Origin of the sequence: Pantoea sp. S18, assembly GCF_045689705.1 — a bacterium.
Lineage (GTDB): Bacteria > Pseudomonadota > Gammaproteobacteria > Enterobacterales > Enterobacteriaceae > Pantoea > Pantoea symbiotica.
Map to the genome: position 1 here is coordinate 2,272,247 of NZ_CP142688.1, position 18,918 is coordinate 2,291,164.

Sequence of the window (18,918 nt, forward strand, 5' to 3'; positions counted from 1 at the left end):
GTTTACTAAAAGAGTTTAACTTCCTTCAGGAGAGCACTATGGCCGTTACTAATGTTGCCGAACTTAATGCACTAGTTGAACGTGTAAAAAAGGCACAGCGTGAGTACGCTAATTTCAGTCAGGAACAAGTTGATGCAATCTTCCGCGCTGCCGCACTTGCTGCTGCAGACGCACGAATTCCTCTGGCCAAGCTGGCCGTTGCCGAATCAGGCATGGGTATTGTTGAAGATAAAGTGATCAAGAACCACTTTGCTTCTGAATACATCTACAACGCTTACAAAGATGAAAAAACCTGCGGTATCCTCGCCACTGATGACACCTTCGGCACCATCACCATCGCTGAACCGATTGGCCTGATCTGCGGTATCGTTCCAACCACCAACCCAACTTCTACGGCTATTTTCAAAGCGCTGATTAGCCTGAAAACCCGTAACGGCATTATCTTCTCTCCGCATCCACGTGCGAAAGATGCAACCAATAAAGCCGCTGACATTGTGCTGCAAGCGGCGATTGCTGCGGGTGCACCAAAAGATATTATCGGCTGGATCGATACCCCTTCTGTCGAGCTTTCTAATCAGTTAATGCATCACCCCGATATCAACCTGATCCTTGCAACCGGCGGCCCGGGCATGGTGAAAGCGGCCTACAGTTCCGGAAAACCCGCGATTGGTGTGGGTGCGGGTAACACGCCAGTCGTGATTGATGAAACTGCGGATATCAAACGCGCTGTCGCGTCTATCCTGATGTCGAAAACCTTCGATAACGGTGTGATTTGTGCTTCTGAGCAATCCGTAATTGTGGTTGATTCGGCTTATGACGCGGTTCGTGAGCGTTTTGCCAGCCACGGCGGCTATCTGCTGCAAGGTAAAGAGCTGAAAGCCATTCAGGACATCATTCTGAAGAATGGCGCGTTGAATGCGGCGATTGTAGGCCAGCCAGCGACAAAGATTGCTGAATTGGCGGGAATTAGCGTGCCTGCAACTACCAAGATTCTGATCGGCGAAGTGAAACTGGTTGATGAATCTGAGCCATTTGCGCATGAAAAACTGTCTCCAACCTTAGCGATGTACCGCGCGAAGGATTATCACGACGCGGTTGATAAAGCTGAGAAACTGGTAACCATGGGTGGTATCGGTCACACCTCATGCCTGTATACCGACCAGGATAACCAGATCGAGCGCGTGCACTACTTCGGCGACAAAATGAAGACCGCGCGTATTCTGATTAATACGCCGGCGTCACAAGGCGGTATCGGTGACCTGTACAACTTCAAGCTGGCTCCGTCACTGACGCTGGGCTGTGGTTCATGGGGCGGTAACTCCATTTCTGAAAACGTGGGACCAAAACATCTCATCAACAAGAAAACCGTGGCCAAGCGAGCTGAGAATATGTTGTGGCATAAACTTCCGAAGTCTATTTACTTCCGTCGTGGATCACTGCCGATTGCTCTGGAAGAAGTGGCAACTGATGGTGCAAAACGCGCCTTTATCGTTACCGACCGCTTCCTGTTCAATAACGGCTATGCCGACCAGGTGACTCGCGTACTGAAATCACACGGTATCGAAACCGAAGTCTTCTTCGAAGTCGAAGCTGACCCAACGCTGAGCATCGTCCGTAAAGGTGCAGAGCAGATGAACAGCTTTAAACCTGATGTGATTATTGCACTGGGCGGTGGTTCACCGATGGATGCAGCAAAAATCATGTGGGTGATGTACGAACATCCTGAAACGCATTTCGAAGAGCTGGCCCTGCGCTTTATGGACATCCGTAAACGCATCTATAAGTTCCCGAAAATGGGTGTTAAAGCGCGTATGGTTGCCATCACGACCACTTCCGGTACCGGTTCTGAAGTTACACCGTTTGCCGTGGTGACGGACGATGCAACCGGCCAGAAATATCCATTAGCGGATTATGCGCTGACACCAGACATGGCCATTGTTGACGCCAACCTGGTGATGGATATGCCGCGTTCACTCTGCGCCTTCGGTGGTCTGGATGCGGTGACGCACTCACTTGAAGCCTACGTTTCCGTATTAGCGAACGAGTATTCTGACGGCCAGGCTTTGCAAGCACTGAAACTGCTGAAAGAGAACCTGCCTGCTAGCTATCGCGATGGCGCGAAAAATCCGGTGGCTCGCGAACGTGTTCACAATGCAGCGACTATCGCGGGGATTGCGTTCGCTAACGCCTTCCTGGGTGTGTGTCACTCAATGGCGCATAAACTGGGGTCTGAGTTCCATATCCCACATGGTCTGGCAAACGCCCTGCTGATTTCAAACGTTATTCGCTACAACGCCAATGACAACCCGACCAAGCAGACGGCTTTCAGCCAGTACGATCGCCCACAAGCACGTCGTCGTTATGCCGAGATTGCCGACCATCTGGGACTCTCCGCCGCTGGCGACCGTACCGCGCAGAAAATTGAAAAACTGCTCGCCTGGCTTGAAGAGATGAAAACGCAGTTGGGCATCCCAACCTCTATCCGCGAAGCGGGTGTACAAGAGGCGGACTTCCTCGCGAAAGTGGACAAATTGGCTGAGGATGCATTCGATGACCAATGTACAGGTGCGAACCCACGCTATCCGCTGATTGCTGAGTTAAAACAAATCATGCTGGATACCTTCTACGGCCGTGAATTCTCTGAGTCACTGAATGAGAAAGCTGAAGAAGTTAAAGCCGAAGTAAATGTTGATAAGAAAATGAAGAAAGCGTAAAGCGCTTTAAACAAAAAACCCGCTTCGGCGGGTTTTTTTATGGCTTGCTGATCAGTTAAACCTGCGGGGATTGTGAGCCGTAAATCGCCTGAAGGGAACCTTCATCAATAGCTTGTTTATAATGTTTACGGCAGACCGATATATAGCGCTCATTGCCACCAATCACTACCTGCTCGCCTTCGCTAAAGGGTTTACCCTTTGCATCGAGACGAAGGACCATGCTGGCTTTTCTGCCACAGTGACAGATGGTTTTAAGCTCAACCAACTTATCCGCCCATGCCAGCAAATATTGGCTGCCTACAAACAGCTCTCCACGGAAATCCGTGCGCAAGCCATAGCAAAGCACCGGAATATCCAGATTGTCGACAACATCAGATAACGCTTTCACCTGTTCGCGCGTGAGGAACTGGCTTTCATCGACTAACACACAATGCACGGGTTGCTTCGCATGTTCTGCCGCTATTTCCTCATCGAGCCTTGTCTCATCGTTATATAAAAATGCAGGAGACGAAAGACCGATGCGTGAACTGACTTTGCCTGCACCAAAGCGATTATCGATCTCGGCGGTATAAACCAGCGATCGCATCCCGCGCTCGTGGTAATTATAAGAAGATTGCAGCAAAGCCGTTGATTTACCCGCATTCATCGCAGAGTAATAAAAATAAAGTTGAGCCATTAGAAAATCTCATCGTATCCTATATCTGTTGCGCTGCAGTTTACCATAAAGCTGTATACCTGTAGCGATGCATTATTTTTATCATTTGCTCAAATTAACATCACCATCAAGATGGATATCACAGCGCCCAAAAAAAGAGAGCACGTTTTGACAAAGTAGCGATTAAGCCGATATTTTATTCGTTTTAATTAAAGCCGAAGCGTCAGGATTAGCGTGGGCTAAGCGTTCAGCCTACTATGCCAGTTAAAAAAGATTGCCAGATAAGTAAATATATTCTGAATAGCGTTATAAAATCGCACTCCTTTTTTATTTTTACGTTTTGCTTTTAAATCCGGCTATTGCAGTTATTTTTTTGCACCACTATTATGAGTCGGCAGAACAACCTCCATTTATTATATTTTGAGATTAGGACAATGAGCGAAGCACTTAAAATTCTTAATAATATCCGTACATTGCGCGCACAGGCTCGGGAATGCTCTCTGGAAACATTGGAAGAGATGCTGGAAAAACTCGAAGTTGTGGTCAATGAGCGTCGTGAAGATGATACTCATGCACAAGCGGAAAATGCAGAGCGCACACGCAAGCTTGAACAATATCGCGAGATGCTGATTGCCGATGGTATCGACCCAAATGAGCTATTGCAGGCATTATCTGAAACAAAAGTTCCGGGTAAAGCCAAGCGTGCTGCGCGCCCCGCTAAATATTCTTACGTTGATGAAAACGGTGAAAACCGCACCTGGACTGGCCAGGGCCGCACGCCTGCTGTGATTAAAAAAGCAATTGAAGAACAAGGTAAACAACTGGACGATTTCCTACTGTAATCATTCCAGCGCTCAGAATTGTAATTAGTTCACCACTAATTCACTTTGACCAGGTAAGAAAAAGGAAGCCAATGGCTTCCTTTTTTAATGCTTAATTATTGTTGATAGAAGCGGCGATACCAATCAACAAAATGCTGCACACCCTGCTCAACACTAGTTTGAGGACGGAAATTGATCGCCTGATACAGAGGTTGTGTATCAGCGCTGGTACCCAGCACGTCGCCGGGTTGCATCGGCAGCATATTTTTCTTCGCTTCAATGCCCAATGCCTTTTCCAGCGACTCAATATAGGTCATTAAGCTGGTCGGCTGGCTATTGCCGATGTTGTAAACGCGATAAGGTGCCGAACTGCTTGCAGGTGAACCTGCTTCAACTGTCCAGCTGTCATCCGGCTGAGGAATTACATCCTGCAAACGTACGATCGCTTCTGCAATGTCATCAATATAAGTGAAGTCACGCGTCATTTGTCCGTTGTTATAAACGTCAATTTCTTCACCCGCTAACATCGCGCGGGTAAATTTGAACAGCGCCATATCCGGACGGCCCCACGGACCATAAACGGTGAAAAAGCGTAATCCTGTAGTGGGCAATTGATAAAGATGTGAATAGGTATGCGACATCAATTCGTTAGCTTTTTTAGTGGCCGCATAGAGTGAAACCGGATGGTCAACGGAATCGTCCGTTGAAAAAGGCATTTTGCGATTCAGGCCATAAACTGAACTGGATGAGGCATACAAAAGGTGGCCGATTTTATGATGGCGGCAGCCTTCAAGAATATTGAGATGACCGATTAAATTTGCTTCGGCATAAGCATGGGGATTTTCGATCGAATAACGTACGCCAGCCTGAGCGCCCAAATGAATAACGCGTTCAAACGCATGCTCAGCGAATAAAGAAGAAATGGCCTGGCGATCCGCCAGGTCCATTTTTACGAAAATAAAATCAGAATGTTGTGTGTTCTGGTCTAAACGGGCCTGCTTAAGGCTGACATCATAATAGTCATTCAGGTTATCGATACCGACAACCTGGTGACCAGCGGCCAGCAAGCGCTGACTGACGTGAAATCCAATAAAACCTGCCGCGCCGGTAACCAGAAACTTCATACATCCCTCATTATTCTACGATTTTAATTGATGCTCCGCGGCCAATTGCATAGTACGTGAAACCGCGCTTGCTGATACGCTCTGGATCATACAGGTTACGACCATCAAAAATCACGGGTTCTTTTAACGCACTTTTGATGACGTCGAAGTCTGGCGCACGGAAGTTTTGCCATTCAGTACAGATAACTAAGCCATCCGCACCTTGCAGCGCTGCTTCTTTGGTGCCCATCAACTTCAGATCGTTACGATGACCATAAACGCGTTGCGCTTCGTCCATCGCTTCTGGGTCGAAGGCCTGAACCGTTGCACCGGCTTCCCACAGTGTTTCCATCAGCACGCGGCTGGAGGCTTCACGCATGTCGTCAGTGTTCGGTTTGAACGCCAATCCCCACAAAGCAAAGGTTTTGCCGCGCAGATCGTCGCCAAAATGACGCTTAATAAAGGTTGGAAGCTTGTTCTTCTGCGAATCGTTAACGTCTTCAACCGCCTGCAGCAGACGCGGAGTGTAACCGATTGACTCAGCAGTACGAATCAGTGCCTGCACGTCTTTCGGGAAACAAGAACCGCCGTAGCCGCAGCCTGGATAGATGAAGTGATAACCGATACGTGAATCTGAACCGATACCCTGGCGAACTTTCTCAACGTCGGCTCCCAGACGTTCTGCCAGGTTAGAGATCTCGTTCATGAAGCTGATTTTGGTTGCCAGCATGCAGTTAGCCGCATATTTGGTCAGCTCTGCACTGCGGATATCCATCAAAATCATACGATCATGATTACGGTTGAACGGCTCATACAGCTCGCGTAGCAGCTCAACCACTTCATCATTATCGGTACCGACAACGATACGCTCAGGACGCATACAGTCATTAACTGCTGCACCTTCCTTGAGGAATTCCGGGTTTGAAACCACGTCAAAGGCGATGTTCACATCACGCTTTTGCAAAGTTTCAGTCATCACCGCACGAACGCGATCTGCTGTACCTACAGGTACAGTCGATTTGTCGATAACAACTTTGTGATCGTTCATGTGCTGCGCGATGGTGCGCGCAACAGCTGTCACATATTTCAGATCGGCAGAACCGTCTTCATCCGGTGGCGTACCTACGGCGATAAACTGCATCACGCCATGATTAACGCCCTCTTCCGCATTCGTGCTGAACTTCAGGCGACCCGACTCGTAATTAGACATAACGAGTGGCGTCAGGCCCGGTTCAAAGATCGGAATATTGCCTTTCTTTAAGTTCTCGACTTTCTTTTCGTCGACATCAATACAGAGAACGTCATGTCCGACTTCGGCCAACACCGCAGCCTGAACCAGACCGACATAGCCGATACCAAATACAGTGACTTTCATTAAATTATCCTGTGTTTATTGAGTTACTTTTTGTTGCCTACCGCGCCTTCGAGCCACTGAGTGAAATCTTTACCCAGGACTGGATGGCGAACGCCGTACTCAACAAACGCTTGCATGTAACCCAGTTTGTTACCGCAGTCATGGCTAACACCGTTCAGGTGATAAGCTTCAACGGTCTCTTTTTCCATCAGCATCGCAATGGAGTCAGTCAGCTGAACTTCGCCACCTGCACCTGGAGGTGTTTTCGCCAGCAGTGGCCAGATTTCAGCAGACAGCACGTAACGACCAACAACGGCCAGGTTTGATGGGGCTTCAGAAGCTTTAGGCTTCTCAACCACGCCAACCATTGGCGCGCTCTGACCTGCAGAGAGATCAGCACCTTGGCAGTCAACCACACCGTAAGCGGTTACATCCGCAACTGGCTCAACCATGATCTGGCTGCGGCCGCTCTCTTCGTAGCGCGCCAGCATCTCTGCCAGGTTGTCTTTGGTTGGGTCAGATTCGTATTCATCGATGATTACGTCTGGCAGGATTACGGCGAATGGCTCATCACCAATCAGCGGATGTGCACACATTACTGCGTGGCCCAGACCTTTCGCGATACCCTGACGAACCTGCATGATGGTGACGTGTGGAGGGCAGATTGACTGGATTTCATCCAGCAGCTGACGCTTAACACGTTTTTCCAGCATAGATTCCAGCTCAAAACTGGTATCAAAGTGGTTTTCGATGGCGTTTTTAGAAGAGTGTGTAACCAGCACAATCTCGTTAATGCCTGCTGCAATGCACTCATTCACGACATACTGGATCAACGGCTTATCGACCAGCGGTAACATCTCTTTTGGAATAGCTTTGGTCGCAGGCAGCATACGCGTGCCGAGGCCTGCAACTGGGATTACCGCTTTTTTAACTTTAGTCTTATAGGCAGACATCAAAATACCTCTCTTAATAGGCCGTTCAAGTTAATACTTGATATGTCGGTTTAAAAACGAAATGAGTATATCAGTTACTATCAGGTGGATTTATCCTGGAAGAAGTTAATCCACGGAATTTAGGACTATTACCCAAGTGTAAAGCTTGCCCCTGGTCCTGTCTTCAACCCGTGGAAAATTTAAATCCGACTGGTCATTCTTCAGCTGATAGCATCAAACGTAGCCTGCCCCCAGCGCCCCAAATATGGCACTGCCAGGCGTCGGCACGTTGACTGATTTGATTGAGATGGGTGCTGCCCATAGTACCAAGTGGCACACCATTACTGAGTTGGATTTGATGAGTATTGATATGCAATGTGGCGTTAAGTCCTGCTGAAACCAGGATCAGATTTTTCAACTGGCGATGGTAATAGCCCACCAGTAACGGGAACTGACCGCTGAGATTGGCTTGCCGTAACAACATGTTGACCTGCCGTAGCAACCCATTTAATTCAGGCAATCGCTGCTTCTGGCCGGAGAGTTGTTCCTGCAGCAAGCCATTAAACAGCGCGCGCAGTAACAGCGCGGCTAACACGCCATTATCGCCAGCGCGTGTCACATCAAGGCAATAGAATGCCAAATCGTTATCAGACAGCGCCGCGATATCCAGCACTAAGCCCGGCTGTTCCGCCATGGTGAGCTGGCGGTAATTGATTCGGCAATTGGCGATGGTTTGCTGTACCGGCGGCTGGAGCTGTTTAAGTAATTTAGAGGCCGCCAGCGGATCGCTGACCAGCGCATCCCAATCCTGAAATAGCTGCTCATCCTCCTCTACTTTGGAGGTAAACATTGAGGGATAGAGACACTCAAACACTGCTTCACGGAAACGTTCAAGATTTTTGAGCGGTTTGAGCAGCACATCCTGCACGCCCAAACGCAACACATGGGCGATATCCGCCATATTTTGTGTGGCGGAGATAATCAGAATGGGCACATTGTTGCCGCGCGTGCGAAGACGCTCAACGAACGGGATACCGCCCATACGCGGCATTTCAAGATCGCAAATGACCAAATCCACTGACTGCGCCGTCAACAATGTTAAGCCATCAACGCCATCTCCCGCCTCAAGCGTACTGGCGCCTAAGCTGGTTAATAAATTGTCTATCAATGAACGGAAAACGACCTCATCTTCGACAATGAGTATCTTTTTGCCGATTAGCGGTTTTTCCATTCTCTCCCCCTGCGTACCAGATAATTCAATAGTGGTTCATAAAATGCAGTTGCGCCTTTCAGAATTGGCTGAAGTAGCAACACCTGTGAATGAACAACCTGACTATCTGCCACGGACCAGCGGTAATAGTTCATCCATTTTTTTCTCAACGGCGGCCTTGCCAGCCGCGATGGCTTCTTCTGCACGATGGAAGTCCAGTGTGGAAATTTGTGGACAAAACGGCTGAATCAGCACATCCGGCGGATCGCCCGCCATGCGGTTACGTTTCAGGCGATTTTCCAGAACCTGGATGGATGTCGACATAATCTCCATCGCACCCGGCGTTTGATTAGCACGGCGTTGCGTCAGGCCAATCAGGCGTTGACGCAGTTTTTTTCCCCAGCTCAGCGCTTCAACTGCCGCCGCCTCTTCACCGCTTTGCGGCGTGACTGACAATAGATCTTGCTGCATCAGGTGTGCGTCATGCTGTAAATCCACAGCGATAACGATGTCAGCACCTAATGCGCGGGTTAATGAGATCGGCACGGGATTCACCACCGCACCGTCCACCAACCAATATCCATTGTAAGCGATGGGTGGTAATAAGCCTGGCATACTACAGGACGCACGCACAGCTTGATGCAAATCGCCCTCGGTTAACCACACTTCACGTCCGGTACTCAGATTGGTTGCCACCACGCCAAACGGCTTGTCGCACTCATCGATCAGATCGTTAGGAATCAGCTGGCGGATATGACTAAACACCCGATCGCCGCGCAGTAGACCGCCGCGCTGCCACGAAAGATCCATCAGTCGGATGACGTCCCAGTAACGGAATGCGCTCACCCATTTTTCCATCACGCCCAGCCGTCCATTCACGTAAGCCGAACCGACCAACGCGCCAACAGAACAACCCGCCACCACATCGATTTCAATCCCCGCGCGTTCCAGCGCATTGATCACGCCGATGTGCGACCAACCTTTGGCAGCACCTGAGCCCAGTGCCAGCCCGATCCTGACTTTTCTCATCTCACCTCATGATTGGCATGGTACGTAGCATCACGCCTGACAGTCGGCTACCATAGCGCACGCTTTAATTTACTTTAATCACTTCCAGGAGATGACGTGTCTGAAAAGTGCCCTTGCTGCAGCGGAAAGGAGTATAGCCTATGTTGCCAACCCTTTCTGAATGGCCAAGCGAACCCGTCCAGCGCGGAGCAATTAATGCGCTCACGCTATACCGCCTACGTCGTGAAAGATGCTGCGTGGCTGGCAAAAACCTGGCACTCCAGTAAACGCGTGGCTGACCTCGAGACGTTATTATCCGAAAGTTTTAGCGGTACTGAATGGCTGGGCTTGAATGTAACTCGTTGTAATCATGGAAGCCACGAGAATGAAGCCTTCGTGACGTTTTTTGCGCGTTACCTCGAAAAAGGCCGCACTTCAGCCATCTATGAATGTTCGCGCTTTCTTCGCGAGGATCAACGCTGGTACTATGTCGACGGAACAACGCCTGAGTTGGGACGTAACGATCGCTGTCCTTGTGGCGCCGATAAAAAATACAAAAAATGTTGTGGTTAATCTGGACAGATAGACCCTAAATAATTTGAGTTGCAGCAAGGCGGCAAGTATGTGAATTCCCAGGAGCTTACAAAAGTAAGTGACTGGGGTGAGCATGCGCAGCCAACGCAGCTGCAGCGCAAAGTATGACGGGTATTCACAACGGCTTTACCATTCATCGCTTTGACAGGACTCTGATCGAGATGCAAGCGCAAACCATCCAACGAAAAGTTTTACGAACCATTTGCCCTGATGCGAAAGGTTTGATCGCCAAGATCACCAACATTTGTTACAAGCACGAACTCAACATTGTGCAGAACAATGAGTTTGTCGATCACCGTACCGGCCGCTTTTTCATGCGCACCGAGCTGGAAGGCATTTTCAACGATAACACTCTGCTGGCCGATCTCGATAGCGCACTGCCAGTCGGTTCTGTGCGTGAACTGCAAAGTGCCGGTCGTCGTCGTGTGGTGATTCTGGTGACCAAAGAGGCGCATTGCCTTGGCGATCTGCTGATGAAAAGCGCATTTGGCGGTCTGGATATGGAGATTGCTGCGGTCATCGGTAACCACGAAACGCTGCGTTCATTGGTGGAACGTTTCGATATTCCGTTTGTGTTGGTGAGCCACGAAGGCCACACGCGTGAAGAGCACGATAACCGCATGGCGGACGAAATTGACCGTTATCAGCCTGATTACGTGGTGCTGGCGAAATATATGCGCGTGTTGACGCCCGCCTTCGTGCAACGTTATCCAAATCAGATCATCAATATTCACCACTCCTTCTTGCCGGCGTTTATTGGCGCGCGTCCTTATCATCAGGCTTATGAGCGCGGCGTGAAAATCATCGGTGCCACTGCGCACTACGTGAACGATAACCTCGATGAAGGCCCAATCATCATGCAGGACGTGATCAACGTCGATCACAGCTACACCGCAGAAGAGATGATGCGTGCAGGACGAGACGTTGAGAAGAATGTGTTGAGCCGCGCGCTGTATAAAGTGCTAGGCCAGCGCGTGTTCGTTTACGGCAATCGCACGATCATTCTTTAACCACTTCGGCGCTGAACTGCACAACCTTTCAGCGCCACGCGTAAAAAGTGGGCAAACAGTTTTTATTTTCAGTGACGGCGCTTTACAGGCTGAGCGCATTTGTTATGATGCGCCCCGCTTTAAGACGCAATGATTCAGGCCAGTGGTGGGATTCCCGAGCGGCCAAAGGGAGCAGACTGTAAATCTGCCGTCACAGACTTCGAAGGTTCGAATCCTTCTCCCACCACCATCTGAATCGTCTCTGCTTGAAGCCACAATACGTAATATCCCCGGTGGGATTCCCGAGCGGCCAAAGGGAGCAGACTGTAAATCTGCCGTCACAGACTTCGAAGGTTCGAATCCTTCTCCCACCACCATCACATATTCTCCTTCTCTCGCTAAAATCACCGAATTCAAATTTATCATCCAGAGAAGGATGAGAAGCTTCGACTGAAGGTTCGAGTCGAACAAAGTGAGACAACGCGCTTTAGCGCGGCCCGAAGGGTGAGACGCAACGCGTCGAATCATCCTTCTCCCACCACCATCAATACCATTCTCCTGTTTTTCCCACTTGTTTTAATCGTTGTAACCTCCTGATTCACACCATGACTTTTGCCCAAAAACTCGTTACCATCGCGCCATACTTTTGCGGATAAAAATGGCAGCGAAATGAAATTTGTCTCTTTCAACATCAACGGCTTGCGTGCGCGTCCTCATCAATTAGCCGCGCTGGTTGAACAGCATCAACCTGATGTCATCGGCTTGCAGGAAACCAAAGTGCATGACGATATGTTCCCGCTTGAAGACGTCAGCAAACTCGGTTATCACGTGTTTTATCACGGGCAGAAAGGTCATTACGGCGTCGCGCTGCTAACCAAAGCTGAGCCAGTCAACGTCTCACGCGGTTTTCCCGGCGATGATGAAGATGCTCAGCGCCGTATAATCATGGCGGAAATCCCGAGTCCAATTGGCGATATCACCGTTATCAACGGTTATTTCCCGCAGGGTGAAAGCCGCGACCATCCCACCAAGTTCCCGGCGAAAGAGAAGTTTTATCGCGATCTGCAAAGCTATCTTGAGCAGCAGTTGGCCGTGGATAAACCGGTGTTGATCATGGGTGACATGAACATCAGCAGCACAGATTTTGATATCGGCATTGGTGAAGATAATCGTAAACGCTGGCTGCGCACCGGCAAGTGCTCGTTCCTGCCTGAAGAGCGTGAGTGGATGGATCGCTTGCTGCAGTGGGGTTTGGTTGACACCTGGCGCGATAAATTCCCGGAAACCAACGATCGTTTCTCATGGTTTGATTACCGCTCGAAAGGCTTTGACGACAATCGTGGTCTGCGCATCGATCTGCTGCTGGCGAGCCAGCCGCTCGCCTCGCGCTGTATTGAGAGTGGCATCGATTACGATATCCGCAGCATGGAAAAACCGTCGGATCACGCCCCAGTTTGGTCAACGTTTAAGCTGTAATGAAGCAGCGTGGCGTCATACGCCACGCGCTTTTATTTGATGATTTTCCAGATAAGCGGATTGGTACCTAATACCTTCTCATCTCTGCCGCACTGCAATAACACACCTTCCGCTTTAACCACCGCACCTTCCGAATAACTGCGATTCTCATAGGTACAGCACTGCATGCAGTTGCTCTGACGATTATTTTGCCCTTGCGTCCAGACTTCGGGTGGCAGATCCACCACCACATCAGTATTACCCGTACGATTATTTTCCGGCTGGCGGTTGGCCAGCGCCGAGGTGCTGCATAACAATAATCCGCCCAGCAACATCATTGCATAACGCATCACTCTGTCTCCTTGGTTTTGCGACGAGCCGTTTTTGTTTTGGCTCTTTTTTTGGCCCCAGGCGCAGTCAATCCGCGAAAGGCCTGTAACGACGGTCGCTGGCGTGCTTCACCAATCAGCCCAATCAAGGTGCTGACCAGCGGCTGCATAAACTCATCATAGCGACAAGATTTCTCACTGATGCGGGTCAGCGTTGATTCCCATTGCGCCGTCATATCCGGCCGGGCGGCCATTTCTGGCAGCGCATGGATCAACGCCCTGCCTGCATCCGTCGAATGAATATAGCGGCCTTTTTTCACCAGAAAAGTGCGGCGGAACAGCAATTCGATAATGCCCGCACGCGTCGCTTCCGTACCTAAACCATCGGTTGCACGCAGCACTTTCTTTAATTCTTTATCCTGCACAAAGCGGGCGATGCCCGTCATCGCAGACAACAGTGTCGCATCGGTAAACGGACGCGGCGGCTGCGTCTGCTTCGCCAGCACTTCGCCACGCTCGCACAGCAGCTCATCGCCTTTGGCGACCACCGGCAGCGGCGTACCGTCGTTCTCCTCGTCACGCTCTTTGCTGCCGAGCAGCGCACGCCAGCCGGCTTCGGCTAGAAAGCGCGCTTTGGCGACAAATTTACCGCCGCCGATATCGAGGTCAATCACGCATTTGCGGAACACCGCATCCGGGCAAAACTGCATCAGATATTGGCGGGCAATCAGACCATAAATATTGGCTTCATTTTCGGTCAGATTGACCTTACTGGCACGCGCGGTAGGAATGATGGCGTGGTGCGCATCGACCTTTTTATCATCCCAACAGCGGTTCTTCTGATCGGGATTGAAGTCTGCTGGCGGCGTCAGATTGGGCTGATGCGCCTGAATGGCATTCAATACCGCATGCCGTCCGGCAAAGTGCTCATCGGGCAGATAGCGGCTATCGGAACGCGGATAGGTGATCAGCTTGTGGGTTTCGTACAACCGCTGACAGCAATCGAGTACGTTCTGCGCGCTGAGGCCAAAGCGTTTGCCGGCTTCTATCTGCAGGCCAGAAAGCGAGAATGGCAGCGGCGCGGTATCCGACTCGCGTTTATCGTTATAGCCGGTGACCAGCGCGGGCTTACCGTTAATGCGCTCAAGCACGTGATCCGCCAACGGACGATGCAGCAATCGCCCCTCTTCATCCTGCCATGGCTCGCAAGCGTCGCTTGGCACCCATGTCGCGACGAAACGCTCCTCTTTTGGCGTGACGATGTGTGCTTTAACCTCGAAATAGTCCTTTGGAATAAAGTTTTCGATCTCTTCATCGCGACGCACCACCAAGCCCAGCACTGGCGTCTGTACGCGGCCAACCGATAGCACGCCATCGTAACCCGCATTACGCCCCAGCAAGGTAAAAGCGCGCGTCATATTGATGCCATACAGCCAATCAGCGCGCGCACGCGCTAACGCGGACACGCACAGCGGAATAAATTCGCGGTTCTCACGCAAACGGCCGACCGCGCGCTCAACCGCCGAGGGGTTGAGATCGTTAATCAAACAGCGCTGCACCGTTTTGCGTTTCTCTGGTGCGAGCTGCAGGTAATCCAGCACCTCATCCACCAGCAGTTGACCTTCACGATCGGGGTCACCCGCATGCACCACCGCGCTGGCTTGTTGCAGCAGGCCTTCAATCACTTTTAACTGCTTCGCCACCGAAGGACGTGGCTGCAAGCGCCATTTTTCCGGAATAATTGGTAAATCAGCCAGATTCCAGCGCGCATAGCGGCTGTCGTAACTGTCGGGCTGCGCCTGCTCTAGCAGGTGCCCAACACACCAGGTCACAACCTGGTCATTTCCGCAGGCAATATAGCCGTCTCCGCGTCGATGCGGTTTCGGCAACACGTCGGCAATCGCACGCGCTAAGCTGGGTTTTTCGGCAATAAACAAACGCATGGATGGCGTCGTTCCTTAACGTCAGGTAACTACGGTAATCAGTGGACGATCGGCTTCGGCGGCAAACAGTTCGCCAATCGACGTTGCTTGTACGCCAGCAGCAGAGGCACAGCGCTGGAACGCATCAATAGCGCTGGGTTGAACCGCCACCAGCAAGCCGCCGGAGGTTTGTGGATCGCACAGCAGCGCACGGGTGGCGTCATCAAGCGGGGAAACCAGCTCGCCATAGCTGGCGAAGTTGCGGCTGGTGCCGCCTGGCACCGCTCCTGCAGCGATATAGTCATCAACGCCCGCCAGGCGCGGTACCTGCGCCGCAATCACTTCGGCACGCAGTCCTGAACCCTGGCAGATTTCACTTAAATGGCCGAGTAAGCCAAAACCGGTAACATCAGTCATCGCGCTGACGCCCGCCAGTTTGGCGAATTCCGCTCCGGCTTTATTCAGCTGGCACATCACATCAGCCGCCAGCGACTGATGTTCAGGCCGCAGCAGCCCTTTTTTCTCGGCGGTGGTGAGAATGCCAATGCCTAATGGTTTGGTGAGGAAGAGCTGACAGCCAGCCTGTGCCGCGCTGTTCTTTTTCACACGCGCCACATCGACGATACCGGTTACCGCCAGACCAAAGATCGGCTCAGGTGCATCAATCGAGTGCCCGCCCGCCAGCGCGATTCCCGCCGCCTGACAAGCAGCACGTCCGCCTTCGACCACCTGCTGCGCCACTTCCGGACTCAATACGTTCACCGGCCAGCCTAAAATGGCGATCGCCATGATCGGTTTCCCGCCCATGGCATAAATATCGCTGATGGCGTTAGTGGCGGCGATACGACCAAAAGTGAAAGGATCGTCGACGATCGGCATGAAGAAATCGGTGGTGCTTACCACCGCAGTACCGTTTCCGAGGTCGTACACTGCAGCGTCATCACGCGTTTCATTGCCAACCAGCAGTTGCGGATCGTGAAACGGGCTGAGCTCACTGCGCAGAATGGTTTCCAAAACCTGCGGCGAAATTTTGCACCCGCAACCCGCACCGTGGCTGTATTGCGTTAAACGAAGAGGTTCACTCATGGCGACTTCCTTATGCGATGAACAGAAGGCGCTATGTTAGCCTGGCTGTCAGTTGGGAGTAAGTGTTGCACGACCTAACCTCGATCTTTCGCACAGGCTTTGTGCAATCCCTGCAACGGCGCCTAACCTGCCGTAAATCGCCGCCTTTGTCTGTCAGAAATAACTGACAAAATGCGCGGTGTCCGGCGCCACCACAGTGGTGTTAGCTTTCAACTGCGGCGTGCCGAGATAGAGGAAACCGACAATTGCATCCTGCTCGCGGCAGCCAAAGGCTTCGCGCACGGACGGATGATCGGTCCACGGACCGCTGCGCCAGATGCCGTTGAAACCTTGCGCCACGGCTGCCATCTGCATAGCCATCACCGCACAGCTTGCAGACGCCAGCTGTTCCCAATGAGGCACTTTGGCGTTCTCTTCACAATGCGCCACCACGGTGATGACCATCGGCGCGCGAAAAGGCGCGGAAGCTGCTTTGTCGATCGCCTTCTGCTCAAGGTTGCTGTCGCGCGCAGCTTGTTCCAGCAAGTTAGCAAAACGCTCGCGCCCTTCATTTTCGACAATAATGAAACGCCAGGGCTGTAATGTGCCGTGATCGGGTGCGCGCATCGCGGCGTGCAGAATATTTTGCAACGCTTCTCCCGCCGGAGCCGGTTCTGCCAGACGTGACGCCGAGCGGCGATTAACTAATAAATCCAATGCATCCATTATTCTTCTCCCGTGAATAAAAAAGCGTGGGCTAATCCTGGCACAGCGCGATCTTTTGTAACAGTCTGGCGCGATTTCCTGCTGACTTTTCGCACGCCGCTCTTTAGGATGAACCCGACATCGGGGCAGACCGCGTGCTGGCTGCCCTGCTACGTGAATATGGAGAGTTTATGCGCACTTTGTGGCGAATTATTTCCGGCCTGTTCCGCTGGACCTGGCGGGTACTGAATTTTATTCGGGAATTTATTCTTAATTTATTTCTTATTGTGTTGATCCTGGCGGGCGTCGGGATTTGGCTGCAGGTTTCCAGTTCCAATAGCAGTGAACCTGTGCAGCAAGGCGCGCTGAAAATCGATCTGAGCGGTGTGCTGGTCGACAAGCCTTCCGTTAGCAATCGTCTGAGCCGTATCAGCCGTCAACTGTTAGGCGCCAACAGCGATCGCCTGCAGGAGAATTCCCTGTTTGACGTCGTTGACGCGATCCGCCAGGCCAAAACCGATAAAAACATCACTGGCATCGTGCTGGAACTGCGCGACTTTGCTGGTGGCGATCAACCTTCGCTGCAATATGTGGGTAAAGCGCTGCGCGAATTCCGTGATGCCGGCAAACCTATTTACGTGGTCGGCGACAGCTACAGCCAGGCGCAATACTACATCGCCAGCTATGCCAATAAGGTCTATCTCTCACCACAGGGCACGGTTGATCTGCACGGCTTCGCCACCAATGGTCTGTACTACAAGTCTTTACTGGATAAGTTGAAAGTGAACTCGCATGTGTTCCGCGTAGGCACTTACAAATCGGCAGTTGAGCCATTCTTGCGAGACGATATGTCTCCGGAAGCGCGCGACGCCGACGGACGCTGGATTGGCCAGTTGTGGCAAAACTACCTGAATACCGTGGCGGCTAATCGTCAGATCACCCCAGAACAGCTGTTCCCTGGCGCAGCCGGCATTATTAGCGGCCTGCAAGCGGTGCAAGGCGATACGGCGAAATATGCACTGAACAATAAATTGGTAGATGTGCTGGATACACGTGCAGCCGCCGATCAGCAACTGGTGAAAACCTTTGGCTGGGACAAGGCAAATAACGATTACCGCAGCGTCAGTATCTACGATTATACCGTTAAACAACCGCCGCAGAGTCAGGATGGCAATATCGCGGTGATCCTCGCCAGCGGTGCGATTATGGATGGTGAAGAGAGCGCCGGAAACATCGGCGGTGATACCACGGCGTCTCAAATTCGCGATGCGCGTCTTGATCCGAAAATTAAAGCTATTGTATTGCGTGTCAACAGCCCAGGCGGCAGCGTCACTGCGTCGGAAGCGATCCGTGAAGAACTGGCGGCAGCTCACGATGCGGGTAAACCGGTAGTGGTTTCGATGGGCGGCATGGCAGCATCCGGCGGCTACTGGATTTCAACGCCTGCTGATTACATTGTGGCGGCCCCCAGCACGCTGACCGGTTCCATCGGTATCTTTGGGGTGATTAACACCGTTGAAAACAGCCTGAGTTCGGTAGGTGTGCATACCGACGGTGTGGCTACATCGCCGCTGGCGGACGTCGCCACCACCAAAGCGCTGCCAACCGAAGTGCAGCAGCTGATGCAGCTAACCATTGAGAACGGCTATCGTAACTTCGTGGGCCTGGTGGCGACCTCGCGTCACAAAACGCCTGACGAAATCAATGCGATTGCGCAGGGTCACGTCTGGACCGGCAGCGATGCGAAAGCCAATGGTTTGGTCGATGCGTTGGGTGACTTTGACGATGCCGTAGCAAAAGCCGCTGAGCTGGCGAAAGTCGCCAAGCCGGAGTTGAGCTGGTATCAGGATGATCCGGGCATGATCGATCTGCTGCTGAATCAGATGAACGCGTCGGTTCAGGCGGTGTTGCCGGCAGCGCTGAAAGTCTGGCTGCCTGCGCCAATGCTGGACGTGATGAGCGCAATGAAGCAGCAACCTGGCTTACTGAATAACCTTAACGATCCGCAAAATCGCTACGCTTTCTGCCTGAACTGCGGCAACGTACGCTAATCTTTACAGCC

16 protein-coding genes, 2 tRNA genes and 1 other RNA gene are annotated in these 18,918 nt (G+C 51.6%); 9 read left to right on the forward strand and 10 right to left on the reverse strand.

Annotated features, from left to right (window positions below):
* The first annotated feature begins 38 nt into the window (after positions 1 to 38).
* Positions 39 to 2,714: a bifunctional acetaldehyde-CoA/alcohol dehydrogenase gene (adhE, locus tag VIJ98_RS10500; RefSeq protein WP_323273857.1), complete on the forward strand. Its 2,676-nt coding sequence runs from the start codon at positions 39 to 41 to the stop codon at positions 2,712 to 2,714.
* A 55-nt stretch (positions 2,715 to 2,769) separates the two neighbouring features.
* Here adhE and tdk read toward each other — a convergent pair whose 3' ends face one another.
* A complete protein-coding gene (gene tdk, locus VIJ98_RS10505) occupies positions 2,770 to 3,390 on the reverse strand; it encodes a thymidine kinase (RefSeq protein WP_154181710.1) in 621 nt (206 codons plus the stop codon).
* Positions 3,391 to 3,803: 413 nt separating this feature from the next.
* Here tdk and hns point away from each other — a divergent pair, with 413 nt between their 5' ends.
* Entirely contained in the window at positions 3,804 to 4,211 is a 408-nt protein-coding gene (gene hns, locus VIJ98_RS10510) for a histone-like nucleoid-structuring protein H-NS (protein ID WP_008106589.1), read from the forward strand.
* Between the two features lie 95 nt (positions 4,212 to 4,306).
* Here the strand turns inward: hns and VIJ98_RS10515 are convergent, their stop codons facing one another.
* The 5 genes from VIJ98_RS10515 to rssA form a co-directional block, all read right to left on the reverse strand.
* Positions 4,307 to 5,314 carry an NAD-dependent epimerase gene (locus VIJ98_RS10515; protein WP_323273859.1) on the reverse strand — a complete coding sequence of 336 codons (1,008 nt, stop codon included), beginning with the start codon at positions 5,312 to 5,314 and terminating at the stop codon, positions 4,307 to 4,309.
* Positions 5,315 to 5,324: 10 nt separating this feature from the next.
* Positions 5,325 to 6,668, reverse strand: a complete 1,344-nt coding sequence (locus tag VIJ98_RS10520; protein WP_008106593.1) for a UDP-glucose/GDP-mannose dehydrogenase family protein — start codon at positions 6,666 to 6,668, stop codon at positions 5,325 to 5,327.
* A gap of 23 nt (positions 6,669 to 6,691) precedes the next feature.
* Positions 6,692 to 7,600, reverse strand: a complete 909-nt coding sequence (galU, locus tag VIJ98_RS10525; protein WP_008106595.1) for a UTP--glucose-1-phosphate uridylyltransferase GalU — start codon at positions 7,598 to 7,600, stop codon at positions 6,692 to 6,694.
* Between the two features lie 193 nt (positions 7,601 to 7,793).
* On the reverse strand, positions 7,794 to 8,810 hold the full coding sequence (rssB, locus tag VIJ98_RS10530) for a two-component system response regulator RssB (protein ID WP_323273862.1): 1,017 nt from the start codon (positions 8,808 to 8,810) through the stop codon (positions 7,794 to 7,796).
* A gap of 102 nt (positions 8,811 to 8,912) precedes the next feature.
* Positions 8,913 to 9,818: a patatin-like phospholipase RssA gene (rssA, locus tag VIJ98_RS10535; protein WP_008106599.1), complete on the reverse strand. Its 906-nt coding sequence runs from the start codon at positions 9,816 to 9,818 to the stop codon at positions 8,913 to 8,915.
* Positions 9,819 to 9,914: 96 nt separating this feature from the next.
* Here rssA and VIJ98_RS10540 point away from each other — a divergent pair, with 96 nt between their 5' ends.
* The 6 genes from VIJ98_RS10540 (at position 9,915) to xthA (ending at position 12,856) form a co-directional block, all read left to right on the forward strand.
* Complete coding sequence (locus tag VIJ98_RS10540; RefSeq protein WP_179450671.1) at positions 9,915 to 10,370, forward strand: YchJ family metal-binding protein; 456 nt, start codon at positions 9,915 to 9,917, stop codon at positions 10,368 to 10,370.
* A gap of 182 nt (positions 10,371 to 10,552) precedes the next feature.
* Positions 10,553 to 11,401: a formyltetrahydrofolate deformylase gene (purU, locus tag VIJ98_RS10545; RefSeq protein WP_036648946.1), complete on the forward strand. Its 849-nt coding sequence runs from the start codon at positions 10,553 to 10,555 to the stop codon at positions 11,399 to 11,401.
* A 144-nt stretch (positions 11,402 to 11,545) separates the two neighbouring features.
* A tRNA-Tyr gene (locus VIJ98_RS10550) sits at positions 11,546 to 11,630 on the forward strand.
* 42 nt (positions 11,631 to 11,672) lie between these two features.
* A tRNA-Tyr gene (locus VIJ98_RS10555) sits at positions 11,673 to 11,757 on the forward strand.
* Positions 11,758 to 11,795: 38 nt separating this feature from the next.
* Positions 11,796 to 11,924: non-coding RNA, RtT sRNA (locus VIJ98_RS10560), on the forward strand.
* A 125-nt stretch (positions 11,925 to 12,049) separates the two neighbouring features.
* The gene (gene xthA / locus VIJ98_RS10565; RefSeq protein ID WP_008110344.1) at positions 12,050 to 12,856 is read left to right on the forward strand and encodes an exodeoxyribonuclease III; all 807 of its coding nucleotides are present in this window, start codon (positions 12,050 to 12,052) and stop codon (positions 12,854 to 12,856) included.
* 32 nt (positions 12,857 to 12,888) lie between these two features.
* Here xthA and VIJ98_RS10570 read toward each other — a convergent pair whose 3' ends face one another.
* The 4 genes from VIJ98_RS10570 to VIJ98_RS10585 all read right to left on the reverse strand — a co-directional run bounded on the left by VIJ98_RS10570 (position 12,889) and on the right by VIJ98_RS10585 (position 16,877).
* Positions 12,889 to 13,185 carry a YnjH family protein gene (locus VIJ98_RS10570; RefSeq protein ID WP_008110345.1) on the reverse strand — a complete coding sequence of 99 codons (297 nt, stop codon included), beginning with the start codon at positions 13,183 to 13,185 and terminating at the stop codon, positions 12,889 to 12,891.
* Complete coding sequence (locus VIJ98_RS10575) at positions 13,185 to 15,107, reverse strand: DNA topoisomerase III (protein ID WP_323273866.1); 1,923 nt, start codon at positions 15,105 to 15,107, stop codon at positions 13,185 to 13,187. Before VIJ98_RS10575 ends, VIJ98_RS10570 begins: the two co-directional genes overlap by 1 nt.
* A 21-nt stretch (positions 15,108 to 15,128) precedes the next feature.
* On the reverse strand, positions 15,129 to 16,172 hold the full coding sequence (selD, locus tag VIJ98_RS10580; protein ID WP_323273868.1) for a selenide, water dikinase SelD: 1,044 nt from the start codon (positions 16,170 to 16,172) through the stop codon (positions 15,129 to 15,131).
* A gap of 153 nt (positions 16,173 to 16,325) precedes the next feature.
* Positions 16,326 to 16,877, reverse strand: a complete 552-nt coding sequence (locus VIJ98_RS10585; protein WP_323273870.1) for an NAD(P)H nitroreductase — start codon at positions 16,875 to 16,877, stop codon at positions 16,326 to 16,328.
* 170 nt (positions 16,878 to 17,047) lie between these two features.
* Between VIJ98_RS10585 and sppA the strand changes: the two genes are divergently transcribed.
* Positions 17,048 to 18,907: a signal peptide peptidase SppA gene (sppA, locus tag VIJ98_RS10590; protein WP_323273872.1), complete on the forward strand. Its 1,860-nt coding sequence runs from the start codon at positions 17,048 to 17,050 to the stop codon at positions 18,905 to 18,907.
* The last annotated feature ends 11 nt before the right edge of the window (positions 18,908 to 18,918 follow it).